Origin of the sequence: Nostoc punctiforme PCC 73102 (genome assembly GCF_000020025.1) — a bacterium.
Taxonomy (GTDB): Bacteria; Cyanobacteriota; Cyanobacteriia; order Cyanobacteriales; family Nostocaceae; genus Nostoc; species Nostoc punctiforme.
Genome location: NC_010628.1, coordinates 8147284 through 8170761 on the forward strand (window position 1 = coordinate 8147284; position 23478 = coordinate 8170761).

Annotated in this window: 7 protein-coding genes; all 7 read right to left on the reverse strand. The window is 41.3% G+C overall.

Going from position 1 to position 23478, the window contains the following annotated elements:
- Positions 1-698 precede the first annotated feature (698 nt).
- The gene (locus NPUN_RS38005; RefSeq protein WP_012412780.1) at positions 699-3041 is read right to left on the reverse strand and encodes an FG-GAP-like repeat-containing protein; all 2343 of its coding nucleotides are present in this window, start codon (positions 3039-3041) and stop codon (positions 699-701) included.
- Between the two features lie 413 nt (positions 3042-3454).
- Entirely contained in the window at positions 3455-7744 is a 4290-nt protein-coding gene (locus NPUN_RS33525) for a non-ribosomal peptide synthetase (protein ID WP_012412781.1), read from the reverse strand.
- Positions 7741-11022 carry a non-ribosomal peptide synthetase gene (locus tag NPUN_RS33530; protein WP_012412782.1) on the reverse strand — a complete coding sequence of 1094 codons (3282 nt, stop codon included), beginning with the start codon at positions 11020-11022 and terminating at the stop codon, positions 7741-7743. The genes NPUN_RS33525 and NPUN_RS33530 overlap by 4 nt, the downstream gene beginning before the upstream one ends.
- Positions 11023-11095: 73 nt before the next feature.
- Positions 11096-12247, reverse strand: a complete 1152-nt coding sequence (locus tag NPUN_RS33535; protein ID WP_012412783.1) for an acyltransferase family protein — start codon at positions 12245-12247, stop codon at positions 11096-11098.
- A gap of 525 nt (positions 12248-12772) precedes the next feature.
- On the reverse strand, positions 12773-17689 hold the full coding sequence (locus NPUN_RS33540; RefSeq protein WP_012412784.1) for a type I polyketide synthase: 4917 nt from the start codon (positions 17687-17689) through the stop codon (positions 12773-12775).
- Between the two features lie 3 nt (positions 17690-17692).
- Positions 17693-19723 (reverse strand): non-ribosomal peptide synthetase, encoded by a 2031-nt coding sequence (locus NPUN_RS40215; RefSeq protein WP_012412785.1) that lies wholly within the window; start codon positions 19721-19723, stop codon positions 17693-17695.
- Between the two features lie 1038 nt (positions 19724-20761).
- Positions 20762-23434 carry an alkaline phosphatase family protein gene (locus NPUN_RS33550; protein WP_012412786.1) on the reverse strand — a complete coding sequence of 891 codons (2673 nt, stop codon included), beginning with the start codon at positions 23432-23434 and terminating at the stop codon, positions 20762-20764.
- Positions 23435-23478: the final 44 nt, after the last annotated feature.

Genomic DNA, 23478 nt, shown 5'->3' on the forward strand with positions numbered 1-23478 from the left:
TTCAGGTGCCTAAATATGTAATAGTACAGAGCGTAGCTTCGTCTAATTGCAGACCTGTATTTATATCACATGGTTACGATTGTTACACGTTTCTCAAAACCAAGCATAATGTAAATAGAGCGAGGACAAGTTATCACTTGGTTAACGACACATAATTTATACAAACTTAAAATCAATATTTAAGCATCGCAAATATGCAAGATGGATACTCATCATCAAACCAAGACACATAAAGGCGGTTGTTAAATTTAGTGTCGCATATTTTAATTTATGATAATCAACATGAAAATATCACAGATACCTTCCTAAGTAAATACCCCACTTAAAAATCATGTAATAAAAAAAACTTTAAATTTCTGAATTATTTTTTACATATTTTTGAATATAGGGATTGACAATATCCTAATAGCTAAAGAAAGTTAGCTAAACAACGCCATACCCGATTTATGAAAAAATTCTCTATCACTTTTTTGGTAGCTTAATTTAATAAAAATTAACTGCAAAAGTAAAGGTGAAGATTTTTTATCATCTTAGAGGAATCAACTATTCAATTTATGAAGGAAAGACAATAACTGACTTCAGTAAATTCACTAGTTTAATTAATATCCAGTTAATTTAACCGCAATGCATAAAACAGTCTCATCCCGGTTGCGGGATGAGACTGTTTTATCTTACTAAATAATTACTCGCATCCGATGCTATGCAGCACTGATACTTAATTTTACCTGAACAATCATATCGTTGTAATCTTTGTCACCACCATTTGGTAGATCTTCAAAACCAAAGGTATTATTTCCCAACAGTCGAATGTGATCTACCTTATCTGAGTTAGCACCCAAAAATGAGAAGTAAACCTTCTTATTGCCATTGCCATTAAGAATAGCATCGGGTTTACCATCCACAATAATAAATGGTGCAAACAAAGAATTCGGCCCGAAAGTGCCAGCGTAATTTGCAGTCCCTTGGTTGTCCACCGCCAAGTCAATACCTGCAACACGCTTACGTACAGCAGCTTCGGCATAACCAGCCTGCCCAACGAGAATATCTGCTTTACCATCACCATTGGTGTCAATACCACCATTTTCATCAGCCACCTGATAGAAGCCGACAAAGTTGTTGTAAGACGCTTCTCTATTGACTGCAAACTCAGCTGTTACTAATTGTGTCACATTTCGTAAATCAATCAATTCGCCTTGCTTTTTGCCTTGCAGACCAGTACCTAAAGATACCTCTTGTTCTGTTGCCTGAACTGTCACAACCAAATCCTGGAAGTTGAGAGAAAACCCTTCCTCTTCTGTGTTGTTATTTGTAGCTGAGGAAAAAACGACACTTGAGAAAGAAGTTTTTCCAGAAAGTACAGCTTCAGTAGTACTATTGGATACCAGATAGAATCTGAGTTTCGTACCAGACTCGAATTCTAAAATATTTTTCAGATCCTCGTTCTTAAAACCCTTGGGCAGTTTAGCAATGGAGGAGAAAATCACCTTTGACCGCTCCAGAGCCACCCGAGTATAACCTTCTGCACCAGGGGCTATGCCTTTAATTCTACCTTCTTCGTCATCAACGGCAAATACACACAGTTCGTTCACCTCTTTAGCATTGTTGTTTTTAATCTTAAGAGAGAGCTTTCCTTTTTTACCCTTAACTTTACTGTTGACAATAAAGATATTCTGAGTAATATTGACAAGCTGAAAAATTGTTGTTATCTGGGTATTTGTAGTAGACCCAAAGCTATCAATATTAACATCTAATTCTTTCTCAAAAGAAAGTCCACCAAGGTCAGTAGTGCGAACGCGGATTTTATAACTAGATTTAGTCGCGTCAGATTTAATTTTTAAGCTATCTCCCTCGATTATGAATGCATTATTATCAGTATCACCAGTTCCTGCCACCAAACTATAGGTGTGTTCATCGTCTTGGTCTGGGTCAGTGGTGGTGAAGAGACCGATGATTGTCTTATCATCATCATCACTGGTAGCACTCAACATCAAGTCTGTGGGGTCAAAATTGGAATTATTTAGTAGTAGCGAGACATTGTTGTCAGTGGAGTTAGCAACAACCAAATCTAGTTTACCGTCACCGTCAAAGTCTTCCACAGCAACGGAACGGGGACTTGTCCCAACTGCAAAGCTGGTGGATGCGCCAAAGCCACCACTGCCATCGTTCAGCAGTAACGAGACATTATTGTCATCGGAGTTAGCAACAACCAAATCTAGTTTACCGTCACCGTCAAAATCTGCTACAGCAACGGAACGGGGATTTGTTCCGACAGCAAAGCTGGTGGGTGCGCCAAAGCCACCACTGCCATCGTTCAGCAGTAACGAGACATTATTGTCATCGGAGTTAGCAACAACCAAATCTAGTTTACCGTCACCGTCAAAATCTGCTACAGCAACGGAACGGGGATTTGTTCCGACAGCAAAGTTGGTGGGTGTGCCAAAGCCGCCACTGCCATCGTTCAGCAGCACCGAGACATTGTTGTCATCGGAGTTAGCAACAACCAAATCCAGTTTACCGTCACCGTCAAAATCTGCCACAGCAACGGCATTAGGATTTGTCCCGACAGCAAAGTTGGTGAGTGTGCCAAAGCCACCACTGCCATCGTTCAGCAGTACTGAGATATTGTTGTCATCAGAGTTAGCAACAACTAAATCCAGTTTACCGTCACCGTCAAAGTCTTCCACAACAACGGCATTAGGATTTGTCCCGACAGCAAAGTTTGTGGGAGTGCCAAAGCCGCCACTGCCATTGTTCAGCAGTACTGAGACATTGTTGTCAATGGAGTTCGTTACCACAAAGTCTAGTTTGCTGTTACCGTCAAAGTCGGCTACAGCAACGAAACTAGGACTCATACCGACTGTATAGTTGGTGGGAGCGCCAAAGCCGCCACTGCCATCGTTCAACAGCACCGAGACATTGTTGTCATCAGAGTTAGCAATTACCAAGTCTTTTTTCCCGTCACCGTCAATATCTGCTGTAGTAACGGAATTGGGATTTGTCCCAGCTAGGAAGTTAGTTGCATTTACAAATGATACGCTCATAATTGCTTTTATTAATAGTGTTTTAGCTTCCTTACTCCTATTTCTGCTAGTAAAGCTAATATTTTTTGTTAGCAAGATAGGAATGTACCATACAGCTTATTGTGTAAATCGGGTTAGAAACATCAGTAAATACACTAAGAAATATCCAGTTTAGGACTTATCTAAAGGCTTTATTAGCGATCGCATCTACACATATATATAGTTGATATATAGTTGAAGTTATTAACCGCAAATAAAACCTCATCCCGCAAGCGAGATGAGGTTGGAAAGGTATCACTAAAACAGAATTTAGAAATAACTTTGATCGTCTACTGAAATTCGGGAAATCAGAAGCAAAACAGGCTTTATATGTGGCTTAGAGACTTAAGTTTTGTACCTCACTGAATGACATATTCCTATTAATCTAGAAATATTCAGGTTTCTGCAATAATTTGATCTATGCAAGCCTTCATTTTTTCGGACACAGATTGTACATGGGGTTCTTTAAAAATGGAATTATGAATCCCAGAAATATCATAAATATCTACCCCCCCTAATGCCAATTTACCCCAACCCATTTTGGAATCAGCCTCTCGTTGTCCAACTACAAGACCATCTTCTGTTCGGAATACGGTTGCTCGACCTGAGTAAACTTGTAGAGCATATTTTCTTAGCGCTTGTATGGTAGCATGTTCCACCATGTATTTCCGGTTGGAGTAAGGTAAGGGGCGACTGAGAATCAGGTGAAAGTGAAACACAAACCGCCAGACTATCTCTTTGATTTGATACTTAAATCGTTCTGCATTTCCTTTTACTTGCTCAATAAGATAGTTAGATGCAATTGCTAAAAGACTCTTCCAATCATGAGAGGCTGGCTTTTGCAATGATAGGGATTCAGTATTTTTTGAACCGTAGGTATCAAATAGAACTAATAAAGCTACTTCTTTACCTTGCATGACCAATTGCCGAGCCATCTCGTAAGCAATTATACCCCCAGAGGAGTATCCACCGATTAAATAAGGCTCACCGGGCTGAATAGTTTGGATTTGTTGAATGTAGTGCGCTGCCATGTCTTCAATTCGGGTATAAGGAAGCTGTTTTCCATCTAACCCTTGTGGTTGTAGTCCATAAAATGGTTGATCCGATCCTAAATGCACAGCCAATTGACGGAAACGTAGAACTTCTCCACCCAAACCATGTACACAGAAGAAAGGAGGCTTAGAACCGTTGGGCTGAATAGCTACTAAAGATGACCAAGGAATTGATGTTTCAGACTTGACATCAGCTGTTGGTACTGCCGCAACCCCAGGTTTTGAGCATATTTCTCGCTCAACAATATTAGCTAACTGCTCAATAGTTGGGGCTTGCAAAAGTATAGATAGAGCTAGATTTTTACCCACTATCTTTTCAATCTGAGAAAACAGACGTACTGCCAGCAGTGAGTGTCCACCCAAATCAAAAAAGTTATCTGTTATTCCAATCGGATGAATTCCTAAAACATTTTCCCAGATTTCTGTTAATTGAAGTTGTAATGGATTTTCTGCCGTAGCAAATATTTTTTCTCTTTCAGTATTAGTTGGATTAAGAGCAAGTAAGGCTTTACAATCAACTTGACCATTAGCATTCAACGGCAGAGAATCAATTATGACAAAGCTAGGCAACAAATGCTCAGGTAGCTTTTGCTGGAGAAAACTCAGTAGTTGCTCACTCCCAATCGTCTCGTTTTGTTTGGGGACAAGATAAGCAATTAAATGTTTATCCCCAGAAACATCTTCTTTGGCAATCACCGCAGCGTTCTGCACGCCTGGATAGTGAGCCAAAATTGTCTCAATTTGTGTCAAATCAATCCGAAAACCGCGAATTTTAGCCTGATTATCTCGGCGGCCAATAAACTCAATATTGCCGTTACTTAAATAGCGTCCTAAGTCGCCACTTCTGTATAGGTATGACCCAGATTCGCTGCTAAAGGGATTGGGGATAAATTTCTCAGATGTTAAGTCGGGACGGTTAAAGTAGCCATGTGCAACACCGATACTGCTGATGTAAATTTCGCCAGTAACGCCAATTGGCAGGGGTTGCACTTGCCGATCGAGAATGTAGATTTGGGTATTGGCGATCGCTCTTCCTATAGGAATTTCTGGTCGTGTATTACTGGCTTCAGTAGCTGTTTCTGGATCGTAAACCGTGGCGGTTAAAGTTGTTTCTAACGCTCCATAAGCATTAAGCCAGCGTACTTGCTTACTAACTTTTTCTACCCAAGTTAAATAAGCATTGCGTGAGACTTTTTCACCACCAACCATGACTAAGCGCAAGCTGGATGGCAAGGTTTCTAAAGACACAGATGGTTCTTTAACTAACTCATACCAAAAATAAGTAGGTATATTAACAACGGTAATCTTTTGTTGAGCAATGAATGGGAAAAATTGCGTCGTCGATTGTAGCTCTTGAGACTGGATAATTACGGTAGCACCAGTAATCCAACTGGGGAATAGTGATTCAATGAAAGTATCGCAACTCATACTAGGTATGAGTAGTAGGCAATCGCTCTGTGTCAATACCCAAGTATCACTAATTGCTAGGCTGTGGGTGACGAAATTACGGTGGGTAATGGCTATACCGTTGGGCTTTCCATTGCCACCAGACACATACATCACACAGGCGAGAGTCCGATCTGTGATATGATTATTTGGATTTTTAGTTGCGTGTAGCGCGATCGCTTCATAATCACTATCCAAACAGATAACTTGTACCTGATGCTCAGAGAGTTTCTCAACCAATGAGCTTTGGGTTAACACTAAAGATATTTGGGCATCTTCTAAAATGAAAGCCAGACTATCTTGCCCAGATGTGGGAACTATGGGTACGTAAGTTCCTCCTGCTTTCAAAATACCCAACAGCCCCACCATCATCTCTAGGGAAGGCTCAACATTAAGACCGACAAGTACGCCCGATTTTACCCCTAGAGTTTGCAAATAGTGGGCTAGTTGATTTGCACGGTGATTGAGTTCCTGATAAGTTAGTTGCTGATTTTCAAAACTTACTGCAATATTATCTGGAGTTCGCTTGACTTGAGCCTCAAACCACTGATGAATACAAGTATTCTGTGGATAATCAGCCTGTTTGCCATGCCAATCAACCAATAATTGATGCTGTTCAGGTGCTGTCAACAGAGGTAATTCAGATATCGGCTGATCGGGATTAGCAACAATACCTTCGAGTAAAGTTTTGAAGTGTCCCAACATTCGCTCTATAGTACTGGCATCAAACATCTCGGCATTGTAATCAAATACCATACCCAGACCATTATCCTGTTCCCGCAAGACCAATGTCAGATCGTATTTGGTTTTGCCATGATAGATGTAACCAAATAGAGAAGTAATAGTCAAATCAGGTAGTTGTAATGCTCCCATCCCACGACCATTTGACCAAGGAGGATTGAGGGAGAACTTTACTTGAAATAAAGGCGAACTGTTCCGACTCTGTTGTTCTGGTCTAAGTTCTTCAATTAGTCTCTCAAATGGTAGGTCTTGATGGGTATAAGCCTCTAAGCAATCCTTACGCACGCGGTCTAACAATTGTCGAAAAGTTGGATTTCCTGCTAAGTTACCCCGCATTACAAGAGTATTAGAGAAAAATCCAATCAGCCGCTCGGTTTCTACTTGTCCCCGACTTGCACTTGCAAAGCTAATCAGTAGGTCTTCTTGTCCAGAATAACGGTAGAGCAATAGCTCAAACACTGTTAGTAGAGTCATGAAGAGGGTAACACCCCATTTTTGACTCAGGTCTGTTAGGGCATGGTTCAGCGTCTTTGATAGCAGCAGGGCGGCGCGATCGCCTCGATATGTCTGCACACCGTGAGGACGGGGACGATCGTAAGGTAATTCAATAATGGGTAAATTTCCTTCTAGCTTTTGCTTCCAGTAGTTTACCTGTGACTCTAAAACCTCTCCCTGGAGCCACTGATATTGCCAATTGGTAAAATCAGCGTACTGCACTGGTAAGGGAGTTAAAGGAGAAGCTTTTCCCGCCGACAATGCTTTATAAACGCTAGTAAAGTCTTGATAGAACAGATCGGAAGAAGCGCCATCACAAACTATGCAGTGCATATTCCAAATTAGCAGATGCTCGCGATCGCAAAAGCGCAGCAACAACACCCGCAAAATCGGCCCATTGGCGAGATCAAAAGGTTGATGAGCTTCCTTAGTTGCCAGTAAGAGAGCTTCCGCTTCCCGTTTTTCATCTGGTACTTGCTGCAAGTCAATTATTGGCAGTGTCAAAGAAACATCGTCAGCAATTACTTGAGAGGGCTTGCCATTCACGGCTGGAAAAGTTGTCCGCAAAACTTCATGGCGGCGGACGACTTCTCTCAAACTTTCCTCTAAGAAAGCAACATTGAGATTCCCCGTAAAACGCACCACAACGGGCATATTATTTGAGGAACTATTAGGTTCAAACTGATGCAGGAACCAAATCCGTTGCTGACCAAAGGAAAGCGGCAAGTTGCCATTCCGTTCACAAACGACAATTGGGGGAATCTGTGAACTGGCAGCTGTAGTAACTTGTCGAAGAAACTTGATGATTTCGGCTTTTTGAGTTTTTAACTCAGTGAGCAATTCTGGTGTGAGACTGTCTTTTGCTGCCCGATAGCGTAAGCGGTCATCCTCTAGCCAAAGTTTGACATCGCGCTGACGTAGCTCTGATAGTAGTTCATCTAATGTTTTCATAGCTCGCCTTCCTCATAATCATCAGCTGTTTCACTATCAGCAGCCTGAACACCTTGGGTTGCCCAACGCAAAGTCTCAACTCGTTCAGCCAAATCTGCTACCGTTGGCAATTCAAATAAATTGGACATGAGAATTTCTACTTGCAAGGCTTGGCGCAGTCGAGAAACCACTTGAATTCCCAGTAGAGAATATCCACCCAATTCAAAAAAGTTGTCGTAAATCCCAACCTGCCTGACATTCAAAACCTGTGTCCAGATATCTGCAATCTGCTGCTCAATGGGAGTGCGAGGCGCTACATAATTTGCTTCCAATTCTGGACGCAAAGAATCAGGCTTAGGTAGTGCGCGACGATCGACTTTGCCGTTAGCATTTAGCGGCAACGCTTCCAGTGCCATAAAAATCTTTGGCACCATATACTCAGGAAGCTGCTGTTTCAAGAATCGCCGTAACTCGGAGATTATTTGTGGGCTATCTTGACCAGTTTCTGCCACAAAATAACCAACCAGAACTTTCTCACCAGGAGCATCTTCTCGAACAATCACAACAGCTTCTTTTACTGCCGGATATTGCAAAAGTGCGATTTCAATTTCACCCAATTCTATGCGGAAACCGCTCACTTTTACCTGATTGTCAATCCGACCCAGGTATTCAATTTTTCCATCTGGCAAATAGCGGGCTAAGTCTCCACTTTTATATAAGCGTGATTGACTATCTGGGCTAAAGGGATTGGCAATAAATCTTTCAGCAGTCAGATCCGGGCGATTGAAATATTCTCGTGCTAAACCATCACCACCAATATACAACTCACCTGTGATTCCAATCGGGACGGGTTGTAAATGGGAGTCTAAGATATAAACTTGAGTATTAGCAATGGGGCGACCAATAGGAATAGAAGCCCCTGGCTTTAGTGGTGCTTTAATGTCATAACAGCAGGTAAAAGTTGTGCTTTCTGTCGGCCCGTAACCATTAATCAGTCTACAGTTTTCTACTGTGTTGAGAAATTTCTGGACGTGGGTAACGGATAAAACATCACCACCTGCTAACAGTTGACGCAAGGGTTTTAAAGCATCAATCTTTTCATCGACTATTAGATGGAATAAACCTGCTGTTAGCCACAGGGTTGTCACCTGATATTGCTGAATAAATTGCCCTAATTCGTCTAAAGATGGGGTATGGGGAGGGAATATTATTAGTTTTCCGCCGTTAAGTAAACAACCCCAAATTTCAAAAGTTGAAGCGTCAAAGGAGATAGGACTAATTTGCAGAAATACTTCTTTGGTGGTGAGGCTTACATAGTCAGTTTCTTTGACTAATCTAACTACACCTTGATGAATAACACTAACACCCTTGGGCTGACCTGTAGAACCAGATGTGTACATTACATAAGCCAAGTTGTCAGTCTTGACATTACTAATTAAATTCTCTGGTGTTGTTTGGTTGATAGTATCCCAATCGGTATCTAGGCAAATTACCTTTGCTGTGTGAGTAGGTAGTTTGTCAATTAGCTGTTTTTGGGTCAAGAGTAATTTGATCTGGGTGTCTGAAAGCATGAAAGCCAAGCGTTCTTGCGGATACCCCGGATCTAGAGGGACATAAGCTCCACCTGCTTTTAGAATTCCTAAAACACCTACCACCATTTCTAAGGAGCGATCGACACAGATTCCGACAAGAACATCTGCACCTACTCCTAATGTTTGCAGGTATTGCGCTAATTGGTTGGCGCGAATATTTAACTCTCGATAAGTGAGTTGCTGTTCTTGAAATACCAACGCCACTGCATCGGGGGTGCGTTCTACCTGCTCTTCAAATAACTGATGAATGCACTTATGTTGAGGATAATCTGTTTGAGTCTGGTTCCATGTTGCTAATAACTGTTGCTCAACTGCTGGCAAAATTGGCAATTTAGCAATACTTTGATTGGGGTTAGCAACTATACCCAATAACAAAGTTTCAAACTCTGTCATTCGGTGGCGAATAGTGTCAGCATCAAATAAATTAGTGTTGTACTGACATTCCAGGGTCATCTGACCATGTAATTCCGTAGCATTGATGAACAGTTCAAAATTCTCGAAGGAACGGGGGTTAGAGAAAAATTCTACTTCCAACCCAGTGAAGGGGAGTTTATCGCTATCTAAACCCTGATCGATATTAAAGGTAATGGGAACTAAGGGAATACGGCTAGAATCCCGTGGCAAAACTAATTTTTTGACCAGACTACCAAAGGTAAATTGTTGATGATCGTAAGCATCTAACACAGCCGATCGCCGCGATCGCAAGTAGTCGCTGAAAGATTGTTCGCCATTAATCTGGCTACGCAAAGGCAGCAAATTTACGCAATGCCCTACGAGATTATATTGCCCCAAAGCAGCTTGTCCAGCGGCTGGAATTCCAACAACTAAGTCGTTTTGCCCTGTCAGGCGGTGTAGCCAAACTTCAAATCCTCCCAGGAGAGTGGTCATAAAGCTACAACCGAGTTTTGTCCCTAGTTGTTTGAGGTTGGCAACTAATTCGGGACTTAAATGCCAATCTTCGCGCGCGGCGTTAAAGGTTCTGAGTGGGGGACGGGGGCGATCGCTAGGGAAATCCAGTACAGGTAAAGAGTCAGCGAATTGTTCCAACCAATATTTTTCTGTGGCGATCGCTTCTGGACTATCCGCCTCTTCTTCCTGCAAAATCGCATATTCACTTAAATTGTCTGGTTCTTCTAATTCAGGAACAATACCCTGTTGCAAGCCAGAATAAAGTTTACCCAAATCTGGCATCAGCACTGCCCAAGACCAACCATCACAAATAATATGATGTGCTGTCAAAGTAGCTAGATGCTCCTGCGCTTGCAATTTGACAATTTTTGCCCGAAATAGCGGCCCATGTTCCAAATCAAAAGGTTGTTCTACCTCTTGTCGCAAGATACTAGCTAATTTTTCCTGTTGTTCTTGTGGTTCTGAGCTGGAAAGATCAATAATAGGGATTTCAATTTGCCGAGAAGCAACAATGCAGAGTGTATTGCCATCGGTGCTAAAAGTTGTTCGGAGTGCTTCATGACGTTGTACTAACTTTTCCACCGCAGACTGGAAAACTTTGACATCAAGTTCGCCTTTTAGCCGCAAAGATTGGGACTCGTTGTAAGCACAATTGGCAGCATCCCCCATTTGTACAGAAGCCCAGATTTCTTTTTGTGATTCTGTGGCAGGGGCGGTTAGAAGTAATTCTCCATCTGCAAATGGATCAAAATCAACCGCAGTTAAACTGGATTGGTAATCTACAGGTAATAAGCTCATAAAATTCTATTATTTTCTCAGTTTATTCAAACTAAAATTTAATTTTTTCTTAGCAAAGTATTGGCATTTAAATTCATTGTTTAGCCAAGATTGTAGACTTTAAATAATTACGCATTGGAACCTCTACAAATCTATATGTCAATGATGCGGACAATATGATAATCATAAGAAATACTCCAAGAGATGTCAAGGCTTCATATTCTGTGAATCCTTTACCAAAAGCGTGGTGAAATTTATAAATCCACAATGTTTTTAACAATTCTTGAACAAACCAATGAACCATGTAAATTGAGTAAGATATAGTCCCTAAATACAGCATCAACCGTGAATTTAAAAAATTTGATATTAGACTATTATTGTTGATGGATACAGCTAAAATTAAGAGCGAAAAAACTGGCAAAATTAGCCAATCATGAAGACTACGCCAATAATTCCAGTAGGAATTCATAATCAAAATTATCCAAGTTATAGCTATAATTGCTAGTAAATTAAGATTAAAATAATTTCTATAATTACCTCTGCGATAGACTTTATAAGTTATGATACCGAGTATGCACTCTAGCCCGCATCTAGCTATGGAAGGTATGCCAATAATACTATCTAGATTTCCACGGGTAAAGGCAATTAGTAGTAATATACTGAAGAGAGCAAAAACATAAACTTTAAGATCATTTATCTTATTGTTTCGTAATAATAGAAATAACAGAAATGGAAATATGCAATAAATAACAAACTCTACACTAATTGACCAAGCTGGCTCATTCCAATAAGTATCGCACCAAAATAAAGGTGGGCAATTTAAGTCGAATGCTTGGAGAAGGAAAATATTAGCAAAAAGGGCAGTTAAATTAAACTTACCAGTAAAGGCAGAATTATTGAGTAAAAATAATTTTAAAATTTCTAATCCGATCAATAGAGAGATAATAAATATATGTAGAGGATAGATCCTGGCAAAACGCGACAATAAATATGAACGATATTTAGATGGATTAACTTTTAATGAAAAATCTTCAATATAAACGTGGGTCATGATAAAACCACTCAGAATGAAGAAAAAATCAACCCACAAATATCCATTACGAAAAAAATTGCTATATGCTGATAAATTTGAACCAGTTTTAGGTAAAGTATAATACGAGAAATGATGTACAACAACAACCAAAGCTGCAATACCGCGCAGAGCAGTGAGCGAATTGATTTGGTTATACATTGATATTTTTGGCATTGAATTATCTCAAGAATATAAACAGTTAGATATTTTTAGGATAATCTTGATGGTTTGATGGGCTTTTTGAAATACAATTATGCTAAATATTGTTCACCAGATTATAGTTTTGGTAGGCATTGCCCACGCTATTTATAAAAATCATTTTGCTATATCAAATCTGTCAAAAGTTTAGCTTTTAATTTCTACTACGATCTGGCTAGGACTCAATACTGCTCGGTTAAGCCTAAAAAATAACTCCAATGTAGGTTGGATTGAGGAACGAAACCCAACATTTTCAGGGTTTTGTTGGGTTTCACTCCGTCCAACCCAACCTACAAATTTTTAAAACCTACGCAGTATTGGGTTAGGACTTACTTTAACCAGGTTTAAGTAGATTATCAGCTAACATAAAAAGACCTAATCGATGAGTATTTACTATTTGCAAACCCAGTTATTTTTTGGTGTTGCTGAATTGGAGTAGGAATTGACATATTTTGATATGGCTTCATACTTTCAATCAGCAACGCCAATTTTTTAAAGTACTCAGGAAACACTTGCAACTTGTAAATACTTCCCAGGTCGCTCGGTATCGGGGATATACCAGGCGGGGTTGCCTTGAGGATCTCGTCCTAATTTGGCATTAGGTTGCGGAGGACGATTACGTAGGCTGTTATTGGTAACTTCGCTGTTTGTTACTTCTATGGGCGGTGCAGACAAAAATCCAGCAGACTGCATTTCGGCAATACTTTCTTTAAAGGCTGCCATTACAAAAGCTAGATCGGCTTCGGAATGAGCTGTTGTCAAAAAGCAAGGACGGTGATCCCAAGTATGCACTCCCTTATCCCGCAGTAAATAAAATAGTAAGTCTCCATAAGGAAACTCTGGTGCAGATTTCACAATAAACAGGGAGCCGAAGTTATAAGCTGTAAACGGAGCCTGAACTTTCTGGAAATAGCCCATAAGTTCCGCTACAAACTTATCAGTTCTGGCATTGAGATTTTGCTGCAAGCTGGGGCCACTCTGTTTTAAATGTTGAAGTACTGCTTTGGCGGCTGCTAGTGCTAAAGGATGACGGACAAAAGTGCCGGCAAAGTAAGTCACGCCAACTTCTGGAACTGAGTCATCCCCAAACTGCCAAAATCCACCATCTAAAGCATCCATATATTGCGATTTTCCAGCAATGACTCCAATCGGTAGTCCACCGCCCACAATCTTGCCGTAGGTTGCTATATCAGCTTTGATACCAAAATGTGCCTGAGCGCCACCTGGATGAATTCTAAATCCGGTAACGATTTCATCAAAAATTAGAGCAATACCAGCTTCTTCCGTGAAATCACGCAATTGCTGAAGGAATTCCTTGGGCTGGTATTCAGGGCGACGGCTTTGCACAGATTCAACCATCACTGCTGCTAACTCATCAGCCCGGCTTCTAAGGATTTCTAGAGACTCAGGTGAATCGTAGTCCACCACCAAAATGTTCTCTACCATTTCCGGTGGAATACCGGGAGCAGCAGGAATTGACCGGAGTTTTTTTGTCCCCCGAACAATTACTTCATCCAAAATACCGTGATAAGCTCCAGAAAAGATGGCGATTAAGTTACGCCCTGTGATGGTGCGTGCCATCCGCATCGCCCCCAAAACCGCTTCCGAACCTGTATTGCAAAAGGCTGCTCGGTCAAAGTTGGTCAACTCACACATCAGCTTTGCCACTTCTCCAACTAAGGGAGTCTGCGGCCCAATTTCCATGCCTAGTTTCAGTTGCGCTTCAATTGCTTCGGTAATGAAAGGTGGCGACCAACCAAACAAATTCAAACCAAAGCCATTGCTTAAATCGACATATTCATTGCCATCAAGATCCCAAAGTTTAGAACCCGATGAACGAGACGCTACGATGGGATAAACCATCTCTTTCATCGTCGGGTTAAAACCAGAAACAGTTCTTGGATCTGCCAAATAAGGGCGATGAGATTGAGTATATTCTTTGGATTTTTTAGTCCGTTGTGTGTATCTTTGAATAATTTTGTCTAGATGAGTGCGTTGTTGCGTTGTCAGAGTCTTAGTCTGGGTTTTTTCAATTCGAGCAGCCGCACCAAATGCCTTTTTAGCGCCATTTGATTCCGTGTCTACCGATGCAGGTGATTCTTTGCTGGTTTGAGTCGCTGGGATCGATACGGCATTTTGTGGTTTGACACCATTATTTTGAGGTGTCGCCGCAGGTACAACTGGGATTGTTACAGCTTGACTGTTGTTACCCAATAGTGACAATTGCTGACTCATGATTTGTAGCTGCTGATTAATCACATTTTCGAAGAAACTGGATGCAGCAGGTTGGGGAGAAATCTGAGGTGCAGATCCATTTGTATGAACTTCATGCACTACCAAAGTGGGTGATGTGGTTGCAGGTGCTGGTAATGGTACTTCTGGAATGGGTTCTGCAACGGTTTCTGTTAATCCTAATGCAGATAAAGTCTCAGGAGACAAGGCTGGATTGATAAAGTCAGCCAGTGTTCCTAAATTGGGGTAAATTTCTAGTAACTGCCTAAGTGTTACTTTTACTTGAAATTTTTTCTTTAACGCTAGCCCCACTTGAGTCAGTGATAAAGAATCTAATCCCATTTCTAAAAATGTTGTCGAATCGTCAACACTAGCGATTTCCAATCCTGATGTTTCTTCAATAATTTCTTTTAGCAGAGGAATAAGCTTTTGCTGAGGAGATTTTGTCATATCTTGGGTTTTTTCTAACTGGGGATTTAAAGGTTTGGGAGTTGCTGCGCGATTGGGATGAGGTAAAGGATCAATCCAGAAGCGTTGGCGTTCAAAGGGATAGGTAGGCAGAGAAATTCGTTGTCGCGTTTCCCTTTGATAGAAGTTGCTCCAGTCAATAGATACTCCTGCTAGCCACAGTTGTCCTACTGCCTTGAGTAATGCTGTCCATTCGGCTTCGTTCTCGGCGTTATCACTCAGAGAAGCGATCGCTATCTGTTGTTTAATATCTTTTGCTTGTTGGCGGGCTAAGGTCGTAGTTGTGATTCGCGGCCCAACTTCTAACAGTACGCGTTCTGGTTGCTGCCATAAGGTTTGTATACCCTCCGCAAATCGCACAGTCTGACGTAGATGTGTAGCCCAATACATCGGATCAGTTGCTTGCTGGGCTGTAATCCAGTCGCCGGTAACTGTGGAAACAAAGGGAATTTGAGGAGGTGATAATTTAACTTTCCTAACAACCTCAGCAAAGGGGGCTATGATGTCATCCATCATTGGGGAATGGAAAGCATGGGAAGTGTGTAAAGGGCGACAGACAACTTCTTCGCTTTCTAGTTGTTTTTGCAGAGCCGCGATCGCCTCTGTTGGTCCAGAAACTACACACAGGGAAGGGGCGTTAATTGCTGCGATCGCTAATTCTGGAATCAATCGCGGCTCTACCTCTTGGGCTGGTAAGCGTACTGAGAGCATAGCCCCTTGTGGTAACTCCCACATGAAGCGACCACGATTTGCAACCAACATCAGCGCATCTTCTAAGGTGAATACACCCGCAATACAGGCGGCGACAAATTCGCCAATGCTGTGACCAATCATCGCTTGGGGTTTGACTCCCCAACTTTGCCACAGTTGCGCTAAAGCGTATTCAATGACGAATAATGCTGGTTGAGTAAAGCAGGTTTGCTTTAGGGCGATCGCGGCAGTTTCGCGATCGCTTGGCGCGGGATATATAATTCTTCGTAAATCCCCGCCCAGTAATGGTTTAAGGATTTCTGCACATTCATCTACTACCTCCTGAAACACAGGTTCACGGTTGTAGAGATTCAGTCCCATATCCACATATTGCGACCCTTGTCCGGGGAACATGAAGGCAACGGCTAGATTACGGATTACTGTATGGCGGGTATTTATTTGATTGGGATCTAAAGATTGCAGGGCTGCGATCGCATCTGTGATGTCGTGACAAACTACACTGCGTCGATAATTTAAGGCTTTGCGTCCTCGCTGTAGGGTATAAGCTACATCGGCTAAGTTAATTTCAGCATTGTACTGAAGATATTGCTGCAAATTTGCTGTTGCAGCTTCTAAGGCTGTGCTAGTTTTTGCCGAGAGCAACAATAGCTGCTGTGGACGAGAAGATCCTGAATTTTGAATTTGTGGCGCTTCTTCCAGCACAATATGAGCATTAGTCCCGCCGACACCAAAAGAACTTACACCGGCTCGTCGCGGAGTTTCACCTTGTGACCATTCAGCTAGTTTGGTATTTACATAGAAGGGGCTGTTGGCAAAGTCAATCTTGGGGTTAGGAGCCTCAAAATTTAAGCTAGGTGGAATTTTTTTATAATGCAGGGCCAGAACGGTTTTAATTAATCCTGCTACCCCAGCAGCCGCAACTAAATGTCCGACATTGCTTTTCAGAGAGCCGATCGCACAAAATTGTTTAGCATCTGTATGCACACGAAATGCTTGCGTCAGCGCTTCAATTTCAATGGGGTCGCCTAAAGGTGTTGCTGTACCGTGAGCTTCAATATAAGAGATAGTTTCTGGGTGGAAGTTGGCATAAGCTTGCGCCATTGCAATGGCTTCTGCTTGTCCATCTACGCTGGGTGCTGTAAAGCTTACTTTATCAGCACCGTCATTATTAATACCTGAACCACGAATTACGGCATAGATGCGATCGCCTTCATTGAGTGCATCTTCTAAACGCTTGAGGACAACTATTCCTGCGCCATTGTTGAACATTGTGCCCTGAGCGCTGGCATCAAAGGGACGACAATGACCATCGCCAGACAGCATACTGCCTTCTTGAGCTATATAACCGCTATTTTGGGGTGTAGTCATAGATACACCACCAGCTAAAGCCATATCGCACTGATAGCTACTTAAGGCTTGACAAGCTTGAATAATTGCTACCAAAGAAGTAGAGCAAGCCGTATTAACACTGACAGCCGGGCCTTTAAGGTTGAGCTTGTAAGCAGCACGGGTGGTTAAAAAGTCTTTTTCATTTGCTAACATGGTCTGGAACTCGCCGATGCGATCAACAATTTCCATACGTCCAGAAATATGGTTGGCAAAATAAGTATTTTGACCACAACCAGCGTATAAACCAATCAAACCATCGAAAGATTCTGATTCATAACCAGCATTTTCTAGAGCTTCATAAACCAACTCTAGAAAAACTCTGGCTTGTGGGTCCATAACCACAGCTTCCATTGGATTAATGCCAAAAAAGGCAGCATCAAAAGTTTCTCCCCCAGGAATGATTCCTCTAGCTTTTACATAACTGGGATCTTTGCAAAGGTTCGGGTCAATGCTGGGATCTAATTCTTCATCTTGAAAAAAAGTCGTTGACTCTAATCCCTCACACAGATTGCGCCAAAACTCATCAACATTGCCAGCGCCAGGAAATCTTCCTACCATGCCGATAATGGCAACACCATCAATAGGATCTTGATTATCTGAGGTTTGCATATTTACCATTGCTTAAACACCTTGTTGATGATTACGGCGACGAGCTTGAGCTGCTTGTTGGCGTTGAGCGCGATTTTGCAGTTTGTTATGAGATGGTTGGCTGTTCTGGTTTGAATCCAAATATTTTGCTAAAGAGCCAATCGTTGAATACTGAAATAGCTTCACAGCAGGTAATTCAATACTAAGTTCCTGTTTGACTCGTGCAGCAACTTGCAGAATTGAGATTGAAGTTCCTCCCAAATCAAAGAAATTATCATCAATCCCAACGCGATCGATTTTGAGCAGTTCAGACAAAATACCTGCAAGCAAACGTTCTAAATCAGTTTGGGGAGCAATGTACGCTTGTTCGAGTTGCGGACGTTCTCTACTTGGTGCTGGCAATTTATGTCTATCTACTTTGCCATTTGCGGTTAGAGGCAGTGATTCTAACATTACAAATGCTGATGGCACCATGTAATGAGGTAGGTGCTGCTGTAAAAAGCTACGTAAATTATTGTGTGTATATCTACTGTTATAGTGAGGAACAATATAAGCAGTCAACTGCTTTTCACCTGTTTCATCCTGACGAGCTAAAACAACAATTTCCCGAACATCAGGATGTTGTGCAATCTCCCGCTCAATTTCCCCTAGTTCAATTCGGAAACCGCGAATTTTTACCTGATTGTCAATCCGACCTAAGAACTCGATATTGCCATCTGGCAGATAACGAGCCAAATCTCCAGTTTTGTAAAGGCGGGTTGCTAAATTGCTATCAAATGAGTGAGAAATAAATTTTTCGGCAGTCAATTCTGGACGATTCAAATATCCTCTAGCTAATCCATCTCCAGCAATGTGCAATTCGCCAATTTCTCCAATTGCTACTGTTTGGAAGTTGTTGTCTAATATATAAACTTGGGTATTAGCAATTGGGCGACCAATAGGAATAGATACACCTGGTTGCACTGGAGCTGTTATAAGATGGCAGCAGGTAAAAGTTGTATTCTCAGTTGGCCCATAACCATTAATTAGCCGACAGTTCTCTACTGTTTGGAGAAACTTCTGTACATGGGGAACAGATAAGACATCACCACCCGCTAAAAGTTGACGCAAAGATTTTAACGCATCAATTTTTTCATCCACTATGAGATGGAATAAGCCGGCTGTCAGCCAAAGAGTAGTGACTTGATATTGTTGAATAATCTGCCCTAATTCTTCTAATGATGGTGTATGAGGAGGGCAAATTACTAGTTGCCCACCGTTAAGTAAGCAACCCCAAATTTCAAAAGTTGAAGCATCGAAGGAAATAGGAGCAAGTTGCAGAATTATTTCTTCAGCAGTGAGGTGAGCATAATTAGTTTCTTTGACCAGCCTAACTACACCACGATGGATAACGCTAACCCCTTTGGGTGTACCTGTAGAACCTGATGTATACATGACATAAGCCAAGTTTTCAGCAGTGACGTTAGTGCTTAGGTTCTCTTTTTTATTTTGGGCGATTGTATGCCAATCTGCATCTAGGCAAATTACAAATGCTGTATGAGTAGGTAATTTAGCAACTAGGTCTTTTTGAGTTAATAGTATAGATACCTGAGTATCTAATAGCATAAAAGCTAAACGTTCTCGTGGATACCCTGGATCTAGCGGTACATAAGCTCCACCTGCTTTGAGGATAGCTAAAAGTGCTACAACCATTTCTAAGGAGCGCTCTATGCAGATACCTACAAGAGTTTCTGCTTTTATACCTAGTGTTTGTAGATATTGTGCCAGTTGATTAGCACGACTATTCAAATCTCTATAGGTGAGATGCTGATTATTAAATATTAATGCTACAGCATCAGGTGTTTTCTCAACCTGTGCTTCAAACAACTGATGAATACACGCTTGCTGAGGATAATCCGTTTGAGTCTTATTCCACTTGGTCAGTAGGTCTTTTTCGGATTCTTTCAAGATAGGTAATGTTAAATTATATCGTTCTAAGTTATTATCTGATGATAATGATGTTTGAGACTCAGTTACCAGAAATTGATTTTTATTTTTAGCTAATGAATCAGTTATTACTTTCATATTTTATTTCCGCAAAAAATAAATCTTTTTGCAAAACTTGTAGTTTTTAAGTAGTGCTGCATTTTTAACTCAACAAATGTCAAGTTTAACGTTGCAGCTAATGTTACTACTAAACTATACAAAACCAGAATTATTACTGAGTGAAAAATACTAAAGTTTGTTCTAAAATTCATATTGAGAAATACTTTTCTATAGATATAGATTTTTGGATAAACCAGTAAACTATGTAAGTTGAGTACGATATTGTTTCGAGATAAATAAGTAACGATGAATTATGATGTCTGAAAACTAAATATAGCTCCAACACCACGCAAGGTTTGTTGAAGCACTAGTATTTTTAATTACATTTTTTAGTCATATTTTTAATTTTTAAATTATATTTCAAGACTAATTTGACAAGAAATCATGCCGCAATCCTATAATGTTTATATGAAAGGGCACTGACTCTTAGATTTAGTTTTTTTATTTTGACCTATTTCCTCAAAATCTGAGTTATTTTCAATACATCTTCATTGAAAATTAAAACTTTAGAGGTGATTTGCAATGAGAGTATTAACTGTACGTTAGCTTATTTGAGAGGATAAGAAGAATCAATGCCTTGATGGGAAAGGAAGACAGCGATTTTACCAGCCGATAAGCAAGCAATGGAATCCGTTTGGAGATAGGTTGAACTCCAGGCTATGACCATCAAAATTTTTTGTGCCCTAATTCTACTTATTAATACTTAATACTTTCAATATTTTATAGTATAAAACAGTTAGGACTTATACAATTGGCATAAATCTTTGCAAGGCATTAGTCGGTTGTAGGGGCGTATAGATGTACGTTCCTCTCTAAGTATTTGTATCATGTATATTGTAAAATATTAAGCTGTTCTACATTTAACTTGGATGATTAGGGCGGGTATAACTAGAACAGCTTTAAGAATCACAGGATAAAACAGGATATCAAAGGCGAGGGAGTATTACTCCCCCGCAATAGCCAACTTACTACAGCTTAATTGTTGAATTTAAAGCTGTAATCGTAATCATCTTTAGGTTAAATTACACTAGCTGAGAAAACGAAGTCATTTGCTGTTAGGCTAGTCGATGTAACTCCAACCAATGAAGCCAACTCTGTATTTCCGGCTTTCACCAAAGTATCGCTACCCTGTTGCAATAGAGTTAAGGCACTAAATTGAGTAACACCAATACCGCCCAGCCCGATTTTATCAATGCCAACTGCAAAATCAGTTACAATGTTCTTGCTAGTTGGCAGACTGGCGTTAGCAATCCAGAATTGGTCAGCACCAGTACCACCAGTTAAGCGATTACCGCCCTGTTGACCAGCAAATAGCACATCATCACCATCGCCACCAAACAGCGAATCATTCACACTGGAGAAGAGTTTGTCATCTCCAGAACCACCGTAGAGGCGGTTATTGCTACCGTTACTCTTGAGGGTATCGTTACCTGAGCCACCGAAAGACAGTTGACGCGAACCTTCAACTACTGTGAGAGTATCAGCACCTGCGCCTCCGAACAAATTATTACTACCATTGGCTTCCACTACGGTAACTTCGTCATTACCATTGCCACCATCAGCACTAGTGTTACTAGCAGGGCTATTTACGCCAATAAAAACTTGATCGTTACCATCTCCTGTGGACACTGAAGAGCCACTGCCGACTAGTACCGTATCTTCACCGTTACCAGTCACGATTGTGTTACCTTTAGTACCTTCTACAAAGTCTGCGCCGTCACCTGCAAATAAGGTTTGATTTGGCTTGAGGGTGACATCATCACTATTAGTAGAACCAAATTGAAGGTCTAGTGTTGTTAGTCCAACAGTGCGACCATCAAACCCTGCGGCTGTGAAGTACTGAGTATTGCCTACACTTTGAGAATCCAGAACTGTTGCTTGACCATTAGTAGTTTTTTCTGAAATCAATACTTCTTTAGTAGAGGGAACTACATCCGGGCCTCCCACCAGTGCTTCTGTAATGGCACGACCTTTCAAATCGCCATTACTTGGAATATCTAACCCTAAAATACGAGCAAGTGTAGGCGTGACATCGGCATTACTGACGGGCGCATAGTCCACATAACCTTGTTTAAAGTCTGGGCCAATAGCTTCCATGTTATTAAAGGTATCACCTCGACCAAAGCTGCCATGCATCCCCTGCCCTTGCTGCAAAGTTGTATCAGCAATTTCTACCTGAGCTTGAGGGTTGTTTGGGTTGCTTGGGTCGGTGCTAAAGGTTTTGAAGTTGATAACTATAGATGGAACTGGTGTTTTAGCATCACCTTTTAGCCCGATCGCACTTAATGGTAAAGCACCTGGGATGTCTCCATAAGCATCGTCTACAAAAATCCCACTGATGTAGTCTTTTTGTGAAAGCAAATCCACTACCTGTTTAGCAAAGTCAGCATTGCCATTGGGCAGATAAATCAGGTCAGATCCACCATTAGCAGCTACAACTATCTTTGTACCTGGGTCAAGTTGGCCATTAATTACCTCACCTGTACCACCAATTACACCATTCCCAGAAATAGGACGTTGACCTTGTGTGGCATCAACAGTCGCATACTGGATCTGGTTGAGGTCTGGGGGAAGGGTTGTAGGGTTAGGATCGTATAAGGGTAGACCTAGATCGTGAGCCAAATCAATTGCAACAAAACCTGCTGGTAGAAATCCCGGATTTACACCCGCATAAGTTTGGGTGGCAGCATAACTTGTAGTTTTTGTGCCTTGGCTATCAATAGCTTGTTTGCTGATGGTAGAAAAACCGTGGTCAGAAGTAATAAAGACATCAGTAGTTTTGTCTAAGCCTGTGCTTTTGAGATAGTCAAGAAGTTGCTTTAAATTATCATCAGCATTTTTGACCCCAGCTTTGGAGGTAGGGCCATTAATACCTGGTGTTAAGGTGTTTAAGCTATCACCTTGATTATGTTGACTACCATCGGGATCTCTTGACCAGTAAACCAATGCGAATGGTTTACCATCTTCTTGAAACTTGGGTAAAATTACTTTGGTTGTGGCATCTGCAAAGTATTGTTGTTGAGCAACATTAGCATTGAGAGTCCCTGGAGTTGTATTGTTACCAGCTGGCTGGACTCGCGGTGTCGGTTTTACATCTAAACCAGCAGCTTGTAAGCGGTTGACAATATCTGGATCGAGTGGAACAGCAGAAGGTGAACCAGCAGGTGTAGTCGGCGGCGTTGCACCATTCGTACTATCATCAATAATAATTGTATCGGGAGTAGGAATATTACCTGTAATACCACCTTCTCGGTTAACTTGGGTAACATCTTGGATGGCAACTGGGCCTAGTTTACCAACTGCTGCTGTGTTGAAACCCTGCGATCGCGCGTAAGCTAAGAGTGACTCTTCATCTAAAAAGTTGTTACCGGGGAATTTTTCATCAATATCCCCCAAAACCGCATCATTTTCGATGAATGGCGTGACACTACCATTGGCATTAGGGCTAGGAAAACCAGTGTAGATAGTGTTGCTAAAGTCACCTGTATCACCAAGATAATGCCCCGTGGCGATCGCAGAAGCGTTCGGTGTGGTAAATGTCGGAAACAGTGAATGACTATTAGCGAAACTAACTCCCTGCTGACGGACACTATATAAAGTTGGGGTATCAATTGAGTTTACAGAACCGTTACGCAATCCATCTGCAACAAAAATAATGACATTTCTACCGTTGTCGTTTGTATCAGCCATGCTTACTATTCCTTAAGTATTGTGAGCTACGATTAATCGCAGCA